Below are 13,650 nucleotides of genomic sequence, written 5' to 3'. Positions count from 1 at the left end.
CTTAGTCTCGCAGCCGTGGAACGTCGCCGTTTCCTGCGGCCTCGGCCGCCGGAAACAGGGACGCAAAGTCGAACAGCTTGGGATCCAGCAGGTGCGAGGGGCGCACATTCGACAAGGCGCGGAACATCACCTGGCGGCGGCCCGGCGTGCGGGATTCCCATTCGTCCAGCAGTCGCTTGACCTGCACGCGTTGCAGCCCTTCCTGGCTGCCGCACAGGTCGCAGGGAATGATGGGATAGTTCATCGCCCGCGAAAACCGCTCGCAATCCGCCTCGGCCACATAGGCCAGCGGGCGCAGCACAGTCAGGTCGCCATCCTCATTGAGCAGCTTGGGCGGCATGGCCGCCAGCCTGCCGCCATGGAACAGGTTCATGAAGAACGTCTCAAGGATGTCGTCGCGGTGGTGGCCCAGCACGACGGCGGAACAGCCTTCCTCGCGCGCGACCCGGTACAGGTTGCCGCGCCGCAGGCGCGAGCACAGCGAACACATCGTGCCGCCGGGCGCGATCTTGTCGGTGACGATGGAATAGGTGTCCTTGTATTCGATCCGGTGCGCAACGCCCCGTTCCGTCAGGAATTGCGGCAGCACGGTCGCCGGGAAGTTCGGCTGGCCTTGGTCCAGGTTGCAGGCCAGCAGATCCACCGGCAGCAGCCCGCGCCATTTCAACTCGTGCAGCACCGCCAGCAGGGTATAGCTGTCCTTGCCGCCCGACAGGCAGACCAGCCAGCGGTCGCCGGGGCGGACCATGCCGTAATCCTCGATCGCCTGGCGGGTTTCGCGGACCAGCCGCTTGCGCAGCTTGCGAAATTCGGTCGAGGACGGCGCGCCCGCGAACAGCGGATGGATCTCGGTCAGGTCGTCAGTGTCGTCCAGCATCGGACTGCCTTTCGTGGTCAGGGTCGCTGCCCGGCACTGGGTCATAGCCCGATCCGCCCCAAGGGTGACAGCGCCCGATGCGCCGTGCCGCCAACCAGCCCCCGCGCAACCCGCCGTGGCGAGACAGCGCGTCAAGCGCATAGGCGGAGCAGGTCGGCTGGAAGCGGCAGCCATGCCCGACCCAGGGCGAGGCCACCAGCCGATAGGCCCGCACCGGCAGAGCGACCAGATGGGCCAGGGGCGTCACGGGTGGATCTTTCGCAGCGCGTTCGCCAGGTCGCGGCACAGGTCGGCGAAATCGCGGCTGACGGTCGCGTCGGGGCGGCCCACCAGCACATAATCCCAGCCCGGCCGGGCATCGCGGGGCAGATGCAGCCGGGCAACCTCTCTCAGCCGCCGCTTGGCGCGGTTGCGCATCACCGCATTGCCGATCTTCTTGGAACAGGTGAAGCCCACCCGAAACGCGGCGCCATCGCCCCGGTCCCGCGCCTGCAGCAGAAAGCCGGGCGTTCCCTGGCGCAAGGCCCGCGCCGCCGCCAGGAAATCCGCGCGCTTGGCGATCACGGAAGGCATGGACATGCGAAATGCCGCCGTGCCGTCATCCGGGGGTCGCGCATCGGCAACGGGATGGGGCAGGGGCGGCATATGCAAAAGCCTTAGTTCGGCGGGACGTGCCCGCCGCAAAGGATCAGGCCGACAAACGCTTGCGGCCCTTGGCGCGGCGGGCGTTCAGCACGCGACGGCCACCGCTGGTGGCCATGCGGGCGCGAAAGCCGTGGCGGCGCGCACGAACGAGATTCGAGGGTTGAAAGGTGCGCTTCATCGTCAGTCTCCGAGGTCGTATCTGCGGGGGGCGGGCGGCAGAGCGGGATGGCAAAAGCCACCCTTCGCGCGAACGCACCGGTTGTTCGAAGCCCGCTGGATAGATCAAGGGGCCGGTCCCGTCAACCATTAAGGCGGTCATTCGCGCAACCGGCTTTATTCCGGTGCCGGAACCTGCGACATATCACATTCGTTTGATGTGCAAACCCGGATCGGCTCGGGCTGAAACACACGCAACCCGCGCGATGACAATCAAGATTACATGCAACTGAACACGATCACTGGCCGATTCGCCGCGCTGACAATCATCTTCGTCATGCTGGCCGAAGTGCTGATCCTGCTTCCGGCCCTGGCCAGCTACAGGCTCGACTATCTGGAGTCGCGTCTGGAACGCGGGCAGATCGCCAGTTTGGCGGTGCTGGCGTCTGACGAATCATTGGCCGACGACTTGGAGGCGGAACTGTTGCAGAATGCCGGGGTCTTGAACGTCGTCCTGCGCCGCAACGACATCCGACAGTTGGTCCTGTCATCGCGCATCCCCGGTCCTGTCGCCCAGACTTACGACCTGCGCGAGGATGGCGTTCCCCAGACCATCGACGACGCGCTTGGCGCGCTGCTGAACCGCCGCAACGAGGTGATCCGCGTGATTGGATCCCCGGTCAACCAGGCGGGCCAGTTGATCGAGATCACCATGGAAACTGCGCCGCTTCGTGCGGGGATGATCGACTATGGCATCAGGCTGCTGCTGCTGTCGGCCGCTTTCTCGATCCTTACGGCGATCCTGTTGAACCTTGCGGTGCAGCGGCTGGTTCTGGTGCCGATCCGGCGGGTGATCAGCCACATGGTGTCCTATGCGCAGGCGCCCGAGGATTCGCGCCACATCATCAGGCCGGATGCCCGGCTGGCCGAATTGCGCGATGCCGAAACCGCGTTGGAAACCTTGCAAAAGACGGTCACGTCATCGCTGAAGCAACGCGAGCGAATGGCCCAACTGGGCGAGGCGGTAGCCAAGATCAGCCACGACCTGCGCAACATCCTGACCACCGCGCAGATCTTTGCCGACCGGCTGGAGGACAGCGGCGACCCCAAGGTCAAGCGTGCTGCCCCCAAGCTGGTCAAGTCGATCAGCCGCGCGGTGAATCTGTGCGAGACGACCCTGGCCTTCGGCAAGGCCGAGGAGCCTGCACCCACCCTGTCGCGCTTCAACCTGGCGCAACTGACCACCGAGGTGGTCGAGGCCGAGACCCTGGCCAGCGGCGATGGCCCCAAGGTCGAATTCCTGTGCGACATCCCGCCCAGCCTGACCATCCGCGCGGACCGCGACCAGCTGTATCGCGTCCTGGCGAACCTTGCCCGCAACGCGCGTCAGGCCATCGAAGGCACCGGCCAACCCGGCACGGTCGAGATCGGCGCGGGCGAAAGCGACGGCGACTGGTGGATCCGCGTGGGCGACACCGGGCCTGGCCTGCCGGAAAAGGCGCGCGAATACCTGTTCAAGCCGTTTTCAGGCAGCGCGCGCAAGGGCGGCACCGGCCTGGGCCTGACCATTGCCGCCGATCTGGTGCGCGGTCATGGCGGGCGGCTGGATCTGGTGCGCAGCGACGCCGAGGGCAGCGAATTCATGATCCACATTCCCCGCGACATGGCGACCATGCCCGCACGGCAAATGGCGGGGGCGCGATAAAATCGAGGTGGCGGCGTTTTTTGCGCCATCCCCCCTTGCGTCCTCCGGACGAGGCGGCTACATGACCGCCCTACGACGGACCCGTAGCTCAGCTGGATAGAGCACCAGACTACGAATCTGGGGGTCGGGCGTTCGAATCGCTCCGGGTCCGCCATATTTCCAGACACTTGTGCAAGTTCCCCCTGCGGAGGTGAGGACGCGGTTGATCCATCCGTTCTCCATCCCTTTCATATGCAGCGAATTTCAGGACATTTGGCACAATTGATGGCCGCAACGCCGCTGTCCGAGCCCGGGCACGTCTGCTGCCCCGCGTGACCGTGGAAAAACTCCCGGCTATCGAGGCTGAGGACAAGGTATACCGTTCTTCTGCTGACCTCCGCGCCAACCCGGCCTCTTTCCGGCACGCAGATATGTGATTGTTGATGTCACATCGAACTGCGCCCGAAGGGCCAGAGGCCCTTGCAGGCGCTTCCTTTAGCGTGGTTCCGGTGTGATCCGGCGCAGGGTTATCTCGCAGCCTTCCCCGTCGGTGGTGCGGCAATTCTCAAGAACCACGCGCTCTGGCTTGCCGTCGATGGTCAGTTCCCCCCCAACGGGTCCAACGATCTTGCTGTCGTCGACCGCCACGTCCGTGCGGAAACGGGCATAGTCGCCGCCGATCTCGACGGTGCCCTTGATCTGTTCCATGCCTTCGAGGGTGAGGTTCGCTTTCATCATGTCCTTGGTCCTCCATTGGATATCCAGAGGGGACAACGGTCGTGACACGGAAAAAGGACCAAGGCTCAGGACGGGCGGCGTAATGGCGCCGCGATACCGTTGATAACGGCCTGACGTTCCAGGCGGCCCAAAAGGTCGCGGTAATCGGAATTGTGCGCATAGGCGCTTATCGCCAAGAGGATCATGTTCCAATCGTCAGGGGACACGGCAGGACGAAAGGCTGAATTACTTTCAGTTCGGGACATGGCAACCACCTAAAACAGCATTGAATAACGCTTTGATACCTTGGGGTTGTTTATTGACCAATTAGCCTTTTTGTACAGGTTAATAGAAAAAATCGGATATCTGACATACCGGGGGATGCTGCCGCGCCCTGCCTGTGAACAGGCCTGCACCCCGAGGGGGCAGGCCTGGCAGTCAAGCAGAGGGAAGGTCCGCAGAAAGAGATCGGCGAGATTTGCGCCGACGGCGCAGGCCTGCGAAAGCCACGCCGCCCGTCAGGAGAAGCACGGCTGCGGGTGGGGCAGGGATCGGGCTTGGAGATACGGTCAGCTGCGACAGCCCGAAACCGTCATAGCCCGCGCCCACCTTGGTCGAGAACCGGAACTCGGCCGAGGCGACGGCATCGGCGAAATCGACCGTCAGCCAGTACAGATTGCCGTTCGCCTGCCGGGTCGCGATGTTCCAGATCAATGTCCAGGTGCCCGCCTGGTTGTAGTACAGGTCGAAGTGGCTGTTGGCCTGGTCATGGGCATCGGTAAGGGCGAAGGTAAGGGATGTGAACGACACAGGCGCGTTGATCGTCCACTTCAGTTCGTCGATATCCTGGCTGTCGATCCAGTAAGACGCAGGCGGCGGATCGAAACGCCCATAGGCATGGGGCGCCGTCGGATTGTCCTTCATCACGACCGAGCAGCCGTCGTTGACGACAGAGCCACCACCTCCGCAGTTCCCGAGACGCTCGAAGTCGTCCGTGTGCAGGTCAATGATCGTCCCCCCTGTCGGAGGGCCAGAAACCTCGGTCACGGTGGCCCCCCAAGCGGGGGCGATCATGGAAACAGCGCAAATCGAAGCCGCACCAAAGGCCATGCGTATACTCGTCAACATCAAACCTAGCCTCGTTACAAATACAGATGCCCTTACATCCCGTACAAAACGTATATATCGCGTAATGGTTTCAGTCTGATAGCCTGTTGAAAAGGTTAGGAATTTACTATCAAAAGGAGAGCGTTGTCTTTTTTATGCAACCTTGAGGACATAGTGTGACTGTACCGCGGCCCGGTTTTGAGACAGCGCTTTGCGCCGGTCATGCCGCCAGTTTGAACCTTGTGGCGGCTTTGGTTTCAAGAGCCTTCTGCTCGGCACGGATCTGATCGGGCGTCTTGTGCCCGTGCCGTTCCCGTAGCCAGCTGGCGTTGTAGAGTGCGGCGAAGCTGGCCAGCGCCTGCCGCAGTTGCTCCACCGTGACGAAGTGCCGGACCCAGAGGAGTTGCTCTTTCAGCGTCCGGATCGCCCGCTCGGCCACGCCGTTGCCCTCGGGCTGGCGGACGAAGGCGGGCGAGCTGGCCACGCCGAGGAAGCGGATCTCGCGCTGGAAGTCTCCCGACATGTAGTTGGAACCATGGTCGTGCCGCAGGGTGAGACCCGTCGCCACTCCGGCCCTGTCAAGCGCACCGAAATGCTTCGCGATCCCCTGCTTGACCGGCTCCAGCGCTTCCCAACGGCTGGCGCCGGAGGCGGCGTGGATGCCGACGAACTCACCCGAGCAGTGATCCACGGCGACGAAGACATAGGCTCGACCCTCGGCGGTCGTGAAGGTCTCCGTCATATCCGTGCCCCAGACCTGATCCACGCGCTCGGTCACGATTGTTCCGTCATGCGGATGCGCCGCCCGAGGTGCCGGCCGGTGAGGCGCAAGCAGGCCGTGCTCCTTCATGATCCGCCGCACCCGACGTGCAGCAGTCCGCAAGCCCCGCAAGCGCAGCCGCGCCCAGATCTTGCGATAACCCTCGCCCGTGAAGGGGGAAGCCTCGATGATCCCCCGGATCGCCGCCAGAAGGTCGGCGTCGCTGGCGGCGCCTTGTGGGCCCCGGCGACGGCGGGGAGGGTGCGGCTCGTTCGCCGCCATCGCAAAGCGCCGCCGATACAGGCTCGCTCGTGACAGGCCCCAGAGCCGGCAGACGGTGGCCAGCGGGTAGCGGCGGCCAACGGAGGGCGAGAGGATGCCGGTCATCTCCTCGACCTCCGCCCGGCCAAAGGGCGGCCCGCCTCCAGCTTTTCGATCTTCGCATAAAGAAGTTCGTTCGCCATGGTGATGTCGCCCACCTTCGTCTTCAGCCGCGCGATCTCGTCATCGCGCGCGTCGCGCTCGCGCTCCTTCAGCGCGGTCTCGGCCGCAAAAAGGACGCGGTCGCGCCATTCCGACAACCGATGCGCCGGCACGTTCAACTCCCGCGACAATGTCTCGAGGCTCTCGCCCCGCATCAGCCGCTGCACCGCGACCAGCTTCCTCTTCGCGGAGAAGCGCTTGCCTCGACCGGCCTCGGCCCCGCCGCCGTCAGCGTGTGGAGCGCACGTCGTCGGGGCCGAGGCCTCCGTCGCGCCAGGCTTCAACTCGTTCTTGTCGTCCATGTTCTACCCCCCGTTCCTACGGAAAAGTAGCGCTCGACGCTGTCTCAAGAAACCGTGCCCCAGCCCAAGGACATAGTGTGACCCGGCTAAAGCAACTCGCATCACGCGAATGGCAGATAAAGCCGCTTGGCCGGTCCGGTCCGGCAGTTGCCGGAAGACAGGCGGGAACTCGGCAAAGGGCGCGCCATTGCGCAACGCACCGGGCTTGCGCTGAAGAACGGCGAGATAATGCCGCCAGTCATGGATCGTTTGTGGCGGCACCTGGTGGTTGCGCTGGATGATGCGGCCATGCTCGCACAGGATGTTGCCCTCGGCCGCGAGGGCCAGCCGGTCCGGATAGATCCGCAAGCTGACGGGGCGATTGGCAAAGGATGCCGGCACGCGTGTCACGATTGCGCCCAAAGCTGATCAGGCAGGTGGGCGAGACGCGCTTGCTCAACTCGATAAAGCCGTCAAAGGCTGATGGCAACGGCATCAGTGCGCCCCGCTTCTCAGCCCAGACATCGGCGATCGTGCCCGGCAACGTGCCGTGCGGGGTCTCCTGCCACAGCTCCACGCAACGCTGCTCCAGCCAGGCGTTCATCGTGGCCAAGTCGGGAAAGCCCGGCATCCCCTGCAAGACCTGATGGCGGGAGTCCTGAACGTTCTTCTCGACCTGTCCCTTCTCCCAACCCGCTGCCGGATTGCAGAAGCCGTTCATTGCGGCGCCATGGGTCCGAGCCCCATGGACTGCGGCTCGAAGACATCGTGGTTGGTCATGGTCAGGAAGCGGAGGTTGACCTGCCGCTCCTTGCCGCGACCGACACGGTCCACTGCCGTCTTCGTTCGGCGTGGCCTCGGAACGGTGGCGGCTCACGCCTCACTGTCGTAGATGCCGCGCTCGAGCACGCCGCCAAAGACGCGGAACGCGTGCCAGTGGGCATCGAACAGCATCTCGTGGGTCTGCAGGGGGTAGGCCCGCAACAGGAAGGCCCGGCTATGCGACAGCTTGATATGCGCCATCTGAAGCTTGGTGCGCTCGTCGCCCAGAAGCCCGTAGTCTTCGCTCCAGTCGAACTGGAAGGCCTCTCCCGGGCGGAAAGCCGATGGCACGAAGGTGCCGCGGCCCGTGGTCTGTTGCTCGCGCTGCCGGTCTGTCCGCCAGTTCCGCGCAAAGGCCGCAACCCGGTTGTAGGAGCCGGTGAAGCCGAGCGTGACGAGATCGGCATGCATCTGCTTCAGTGTCCGCCGCTGCTTGCGCGACTTGCCGGCTTCCGTCCTCAACCAGCCGGCCAGCTTCTCGGCGAAAGGATCAAGCTTGCTCGGGCGGTCCGGCGTGGCAAAGGACGGATCGATCGCTCCTGAGTTCAGATACTTCTTGATCGTATTGCGCGACAGGCCGGTGCGACGCGTGATCTCGCGGATCGGCAACTTCTCACGCAGCCGCAGCTTCCGGATCACGTTCAAAAGTCCCATGTAGATCACTCCGTAAACCCCCTCCGCTCTTCGCGTCGGGGAAGAGTCAAGTAGCTCAAATTTCAGTGGAAATTACGCGCCTGTCCGGCTCAGTTCTGGGTGGAAATCAACAGCTCAAGAGGCTTCCGCGATTCTCGTCAGCGCCCTCATCTACTTTAACTAGTTAGCCCGCCCTAAACACCCTCTACTACATTGATTTTGCCTGCTGAAGCTTCGGTTTTGTTCGCCTTGAATTACAGGGTTTCGTATGCTTTGGCGAGGAACCCTGCAATTTCCGGTCGCGGATGAAGCCCCATTCCCGCGCCCCTGAGCAGGATGACCTGCTCCGCCCCGACTGGTCGACATGATCGACGCGCGCCACGAACTGGTGAGGCTTGCGGCCCTGATCGACTGAGAGTTTTTCGAACGGGAATGGGCAACCTTCTTCCCGCCGCACGAGGGTCGCCCGGCGACATCGCCACGCCTGGTGGCAGGGCTCGTGTATCTCCAGCACGCTTTCAAGCTCTCTGACGAGGCAGTCGTCGCCCGGTGGGTCGTGAACCCGTATTACCAGCACCTCACCGGCAAGACGTTCTTTCAGCACCGCCCGCCAATCGACCCGTCATCCCTGACCCGCTGGCGCAAGCGCATCGGCGCCGAACGAGTGGAGTGGCTGCTGACCAAGACCATCGAGGCAGGTCGGGCTTCCGGAGCGGTCACAGACAAGAGCCTGAAGCGGGTCGCGTTCGATACAACCGTGATGGAGAAGGCTATCGCTCATCCAACGGATACGCGGCTTTACGAGCGGGCACGCGTGCTGCTGGTGAGCTTGGCGAAAGAGGCCGGGGTCGATCTGCGCCAGAGCTACGCCCGCCTTGCGTCGCGATTTGGCTGCCCAGGTCGGGCGGTATGCTCACGCCCGGCAGTTCACGCGCATGGGCAAGGCCCTGCGCCAACTCAGGGGCTTTACTGGAAGGATCTGCCGGGGATCTGCGGCGCCACTTGCAGGACACCCCTGAAGGTGCGCTGCGCGGGAAGGTGCTGGAGGCGCTCTGGCTGGTCGGTCGCCTGCTTGAGCAGGCGCGAAGAGCAAGAACAAGATCTACGCCACGCCACGCCACGCCACGCCCTGCACGAGCCCGAGGTCGACTGCATCTCCAAGGGCAAGGCCCGCATCCGTTGCGAGTTTGGCACCAAGGTCAGCCTCGCCACCACCCTTGACGGCGGCTTCGTGGTCGGCGCCCGCAGCTTCCCCGGAAACCCATACGACGGCCATACCCTGGCGCCGCACTGGAGCAGGTCGCCCTCCTCACCAACCACGTGCCGGCTTTGGCTGTGGTTGATCGCGGCTATCGCGGCCATGGCGTGGAGACCACCAAGGTCCTGATCAGCGGGCACAAGACGTGGCATCACCCTGCTCCTGGCAAAGCTCCTCAGGCGACGAAGCGCCATCGCGCCGGAGATCGGGCACATGAAAGCGACGGTCGCCTGGCCAGATCTCCGCTGAAGGGCCGCATCGGCGACGCGATCTTCGCCGTCCTCTGCGCCTGCGGCCACAATGTCTGGAGGATCTTCGCCCATCTCAGGGCTTTTTGGGCTTTGTTCCCTTCCCTGATGCCGGCGTGGCTCCGGCCCCAAAACGCCCCGTCAACGCGAAGCAATGACCGCCTGACACGGTTGTTCAATGCCGACCGGGCATCTGATCAAGGAGCGAACCAAGCTTCGGATGGCGCATATCAAGCTGTCGCATAGCCGCGCCTTCTTGTTGCGCGCCTGCCCGGCTGGCAGACCCACGAATACTGTTCGATGCCCACTGGCACGCGCTGCGCGTCTTTGGCGGCATGCCCGGGCGCGACATCCGTGACAGGGGGAGAGGGCCGCCTTGATGCCGTTGCCATCAGCTTTTGACGGCTTCATCGAGCTGAGCAAGCGCGTCACGCCCACCTGCCTGATCAGCTTCGAGTGCAATCGCTACAGCGTTCCCGCGTCCTTTGCGAACCGACCTGTCAGTCTGCGGATCTATCCGGACCGGCTGGTCGTGGCGGCCGAGGGCAACATCCTGTGCGAGCATGGCCGCATCATCCAGCGCAGCCACACCTTGCCGCCACAAACGATCCATGACTGGCGGCATTATCTCGCCGTTCTTCAGCGCAAGCCCGGTGCGTTGCGCAATGGCGCGCCCTTTGCCGAGTTCCCGCCTGCCTTCCGGCAGTTGCAGGACCAGATGCTGCGCAAGCCCGGCGGTGATCGCGAGATGGTTGATATCCTTGCCCTGGTTCTCCAGCACGATGAACAAGCCGTGCTGACCGCAGTGGAATTGGCCCTGGCCGAGGGCGTGGCGACCAAGACCCATGTGCTGAACCTCCTGCACCGGCTGGTCGACAGCAGGGTCATCGGAGGGCCGCCCCTCGATACTCCGCAGGCCCTGGCCCTGCGCCGCGAGCCAAAGGCCAATGTCGAACGCTACGACGGCCTGCGGGCTCACATCACCGGAGGCCATCATGCGTCATGATCCTGCCAGCGGCGCCATCGTCATCATGCTCCGCAGCCTCAAGATGCATGGCATGGCGCAGGCTGTGACGGACCTGATCGAACAGGCTCCGCCGGCTTTCGAAGCGACCGTGCCGATCCTGTCCCAACTGCTGAAGGCCGAGTTGGCCGAGCGCGAGGTCCGCTCCATCGCCTATCACATGAAGGCCGCACGCTTTCCGGCCTGCAAGGACCTCTCGGGCTTCGACTTCTCGGCCAGCGAGATCAACGAAGCCACAGTCCGGCAACTCCACCGCTGCGAGTTCATGGACGTGGTCCAGAACATCGTCCTGATCGGCCGCCCGGGCACCGGCAAGACCCAGGTATCCATAGCGGGCCGGGTCTGATGCCACGGGGAAGACAGTGCTGATCTTGCTTCGACGAGGTGATCGCGGATCAGATCCGGTTCCCGATATTCTGGAACCGGGTCAATGTGTCGACGCGAACCGGGCCGGTTCGGGTCGAAGACCCTGAGAGATCCGAAGATCGTCTCGTGACCGTGAAATCATAATCCCGATCCGGCCGCGTCGACGAGGCAAGTGTAACACGATTGTGGTGTCGCTTCCCGCCGGAAGCATAGGCCACGAATGACATACCTGACTGTGCTGGCGACGCGTGGTTCTTCACCAACAAGGATCCTAGCAATGATCAACAGAACGATTGGAATAGACCTCGCCATCCGAGGTGATCATGTCGCCCAGATCTACGACAATGGCCAGCCTGTCGGCCGGCCCATACGGTTCCGTCACAACCCTTGCTCCCTAGACGCTTTCGTTGCGCGCGCAATCTCCGATATAGGCCCGGATGACTGCGTGCAGGCGATCATGGAACCCACCGGCATGAGCTGGTTTCCGGTTGCCCACCGGCTCGCCGATGTCGGCGTCGCAGTCGCGCGCGTCAAAGGCAAGCGGGTGAAGGCCCTGCGCCGCTACCTGTCTGAACACGCCAAGACCGATCTGGCGGATGCGCATGTCTTGGCTGCCATTCCGAGCTTCGGAGGGCCGAGGCTCGATCCGGTTCATATCCCAGCCCCGAAGAGCCATGCCTTGCAGCGTCTTACCAAGCAGCGCAGCCGCTTCCAGGATGCCGTTGCCTCAGCCAAGCGTCGGCTTCTCGATCTCGTTCGATGGGCATCCCCGCTTCTCGAGCGCGTGCTGCCAGACTTCGGCACCCGGCTCGCCATGGCGCTTCTGCAGCATTGGGTCGATCCGGAGGTAGTCCTCAAGGCGCGAAGGTCTACGATCGCACGCTTCATTGCCCTGCATGCCAGCGGAAATCATCCTCATAGCGGTGCCTTTGTTGATGCGCTTATCGAAGGGCTCCGCCAGGCCGCCCGGGAAGCCCTTGCCCTTCATCGCGATCATCTCGACTTTACTGAACTGCAGGCCGAGATCTGCATCGAGATTGATGTCATGAAGGTCAACATGCTCGCTCGGGACCAGTTGACGCTCAAGATCGAGGCAATTTACTGCGAATTGCAGCCCGAAGATGTCCTGCGCACCATCCCCGGCATCGGTCGCCATCTGGCACCCGTGCTGCTGGGGGTGCTCCATTGTGCCGACCGCTTCCAATCTGAGCGACACATTCGCGGCTTCTGCGGTCTGTTTCCGCGCCGTTCGGACAGCGGCGGCACCGAAAGGCCAGGCCAGAAGATCACCCAAGGCGGCAATGATCGGATCAAGCGTGCTCTTATGCTGGCAGCCGACGCCGCCCGAAAGATCGATCCTGATCTTGCCGAGGTCTACTGCAAGATGATGACCCACCGGAGCCACCACCACAAGCAAGCCCTCTGCGCCGTCGCCAATCGGCTCGTCAGCCGCATCTTCCACGTTTTGCGAACTGGGAAGCCATATATCTTGCGTGACCGAGACGGGCGCGAGATCTCTCTTGCCGAGGCAAAGGCCCTGATCACCGAGCGCTACACCGTATCCGAAAGCATCCGTGCCACACGGCGCGTCAATCGAGTTTCCATTGCGGCATAGCCGAAAAAAGCCTTGCGCTATCGGTACAAGATCACATCGCGACCGCCTCGGCATCCAAGCCATCGAGCATTACCGCCGCAAGGTCCGCTTCTTCTCCACCATCGAACTGGTCAACGCCCTGGAGCAGGAAAAGGCCAAGGGCAAGGCCGGGCAGATTGCCGAAAGCCTGACCCGCCTTGATCTCGTTATCCTCGATGAGCTGGGATATCTGCCGTTCAGCGCATCAGGTGGTGCGCTACTCTTCCATCTGCTGAGCAAGCTCTATGAGCGCACCAGCGTCGTGATCGCGGTCGTATTGCGAATGCTGTGGAAATTGCCGATCAGCGGGCTCCTAGCATGGGACGTTGGCTCCGGTCAGGCCGCGAGGTCAAGGGACATCGACAGGAGCGACTGAGAAACGGTTTTCCAGCCGTCGACCTTTCGCATCTGGATCTGGCCGGAAGCTAAGAGCACCCAGAGCCGCATCGGCACGGTCTCGGCGCAGCACGGTCTGGGTCTTGATCCGGCGGCGGAACTCCTCGTTCAGGCGCTCGATGGCTTTGGCGGTCGCTGCCGATTTTCATTGCTTGGGATCAAGGCGGGTGAAGCTGAAGATGCGGCCGCCGACTTGCTCCAGGCTCTCGGCCACGGCCCGGCACTTGCGCTTCCATTGCGGCGAAAGGCCTTGCGGCGTGTCTCGATCTGGGTGGCCGTATCAGCATAGATCATGGCGCGGTCGTCTTCGCTCAGTTTGTCCTGCAGGCGATTGGGCGCATGGCCGAGCAGGTTGCGGTGGCTGCCGAACCGTGCAGCGCTGGATGGGCAACTCTTCCCCCCAGAGCGCCACAAGCGCGGCCTCAAGGCCCAAGGTACCGCCGACGATAACGAACTCGGGTCGCCGCAGGCCCGGTGCATCGAGATCGGTGCGGAACCGGCTCCAGGCCGCCGCGCTTTCGCCGCCCATGTCCGGATGGACGGCCGCCTCAACCTATGGT

At 63.4% G+C, this 13,650-nt stretch carries 8 protein-coding genes, 1 tRNA gene and 7 pseudogenes; 7 read left to right on the top strand and 9 right to left on the bottom strand.

Annotation, left to right across the window (positions count from 1 at the left end):
* Position 1: 1 nt before the first annotated feature.
* Genes ttcA through rpmH form a run of 4 tightly spaced genes read right to left on the bottom strand, consistent with a single transcriptional unit; the run spans position 2 to position 1,700 of the window.
* Complete coding sequence (gene ttcA, locus LZ585_RS12135; RefSeq protein ID WP_234853808.1) at positions 2-877, bottom strand: tRNA 2-thiocytidine(32) synthetase TtcA; 876 nt, start codon at positions 875-877, stop codon at positions 2-4.
* Positions 861-1,124, bottom strand: a complete 264-nt coding sequence (gene yidD / locus LZ585_RS12130) for a membrane protein insertion efficiency factor YidD (protein ID WP_234853807.1) — start codon at positions 1,122-1,124, stop codon at positions 861-863. Before yidD ends, ttcA begins: the two co-directional genes overlap by 17 nt.
* Positions 1,121-1,522 carry a ribonuclease P protein component gene (rnpA, locus tag LZ585_RS12125; RefSeq protein ID WP_390625069.1) on the bottom strand — a complete coding sequence of 134 codons (402 nt, stop codon included), beginning with the start codon at positions 1,520-1,522 and terminating at the stop codon, positions 1,121-1,123. The genes yidD and rnpA overlap by 4 nt, the downstream gene beginning before the upstream one ends.
* 43 nt (positions 1,523-1,565) lie before the next feature.
* Positions 1,566-1,700, bottom strand: coding sequence for a 50S ribosomal protein L34 (rpmH, locus tag LZ585_RS12120; protein WP_126156037.1), 135 nt, complete (start codon positions 1,698-1,700; stop codon positions 1,566-1,568).
* A gap of 261 nt (positions 1,701-1,961) precedes the next feature.
* Between rpmH and LZ585_RS12115 the strand changes: the two genes are divergently transcribed.
* The gene (locus LZ585_RS12115) at positions 1,962-3,383 is read left to right on the top strand and encodes a sensor histidine kinase (protein WP_234853805.1); all 1,422 of its coding nucleotides are present in this window, start codon (positions 1,962-1,964) and stop codon (positions 3,381-3,383) included.
* A 77-nt stretch (positions 3,384-3,460) separates the two neighbouring features.
* Positions 3,461-3,537 (top strand) — tRNA-Arg (locus tag LZ585_RS12110).
* Positions 3,538-3,857: 320 nt separating this feature from the next.
* Here LZ585_RS12110 and LZ585_RS12105 read toward each other — a convergent pair.
* From LZ585_RS12105 to istA, 4 genes and pseudogenes are all read right to left on the bottom strand, one after another.
* Positions 3,858-4,100 (bottom strand): hypothetical protein, encoded by a 243-nt coding sequence (locus LZ585_RS12105; protein WP_234853804.1) that lies wholly within the window; start codon positions 4,098-4,100, stop codon positions 3,858-3,860.
* Positions 4,101-4,517: 417 nt separating this feature from the next.
* Positions 4,518-5,189, bottom strand: a complete 672-nt coding sequence (locus tag LZ585_RS12100) for a PEP-CTERM sorting domain-containing protein (protein WP_234853803.1) — start codon at positions 5,187-5,189, stop codon at positions 4,518-4,520.
* Between the two features lie 217 nt (positions 5,190-5,406).
* A pseudogene (locus LZ585_RS12095) lies at positions 5,407-6,650 on the bottom strand (IS3 family transposase); the annotation flags it as partial.
* Between the two features lie 225 nt (positions 6,651-6,875).
* A pseudogene (gene istA, locus LZ585_RS12090) lies at positions 6,876-8,186 on the bottom strand (IS21 family transposase); the annotation flags it as partial.
* 284 nt (positions 8,187-8,470) lie between these two features.
* On the opposite strand from istA, the pseudogene LZ585_RS12085 reads away from it, so the two are divergent.
* From LZ585_RS12085 to LZ585_RS12065, 5 genes and pseudogenes are all read left to right on the top strand, one after another.
* Positions 8,471-9,797, top strand: a pseudogene (locus LZ585_RS12085) (IS5 family transposase); the annotation flags it as partial.
* A 238-nt stretch (positions 9,798-10,035) separates the two neighbouring features.
* Positions 10,036-10,677 (top strand): annotated as a pseudogene (locus LZ585_RS12080) (Mu transposase domain-containing protein); the annotation flags it as partial.
* Positions 10,667-11,029 (top strand): annotated as a pseudogene (locus LZ585_RS12075) (ATP-binding protein); the annotation flags it as partial. The pseudogenes LZ585_RS12080 and LZ585_RS12075, both read left to right, overlap by 11 nt.
* A gap of 309 nt (positions 11,030-11,338) precedes the next feature.
* Positions 11,339-12,676: an IS110 family RNA-guided transposase gene (locus tag LZ585_RS12070; protein ID WP_234853177.1), complete on the top strand. Its 1,338-nt coding sequence runs from the start codon at positions 11,339-11,341 to the stop codon at positions 12,674-12,676.
* Between the two features lie 46 nt (positions 12,677-12,722).
* Positions 12,723-12,974: pseudogene (locus tag LZ585_RS12065) on the top strand (ATP-binding protein); the annotation flags it as partial.
* A 56-nt stretch (positions 12,975-13,030) separates the two neighbouring features.
* Here the strand turns inward: LZ585_RS12065 and LZ585_RS12060 are convergent.
* A pseudogene (locus tag LZ585_RS12060) lies at positions 13,031-13,622 on the bottom strand (transposase); the annotation flags it as partial.
* Positions 13,623-13,650 lie beyond the last annotated feature (28 nt).

This window comes from Paracoccus everestensis (genome assembly GCF_021491915.1).
GTDB classification, from domain to species: Bacteria; Pseudomonadota; Alphaproteobacteria; order Rhodobacterales; family Rhodobacteraceae; genus Paracoccus; species Paracoccus everestensis.
This window is presented reverse-complemented; position numbering and strand designations above follow the sequence as displayed.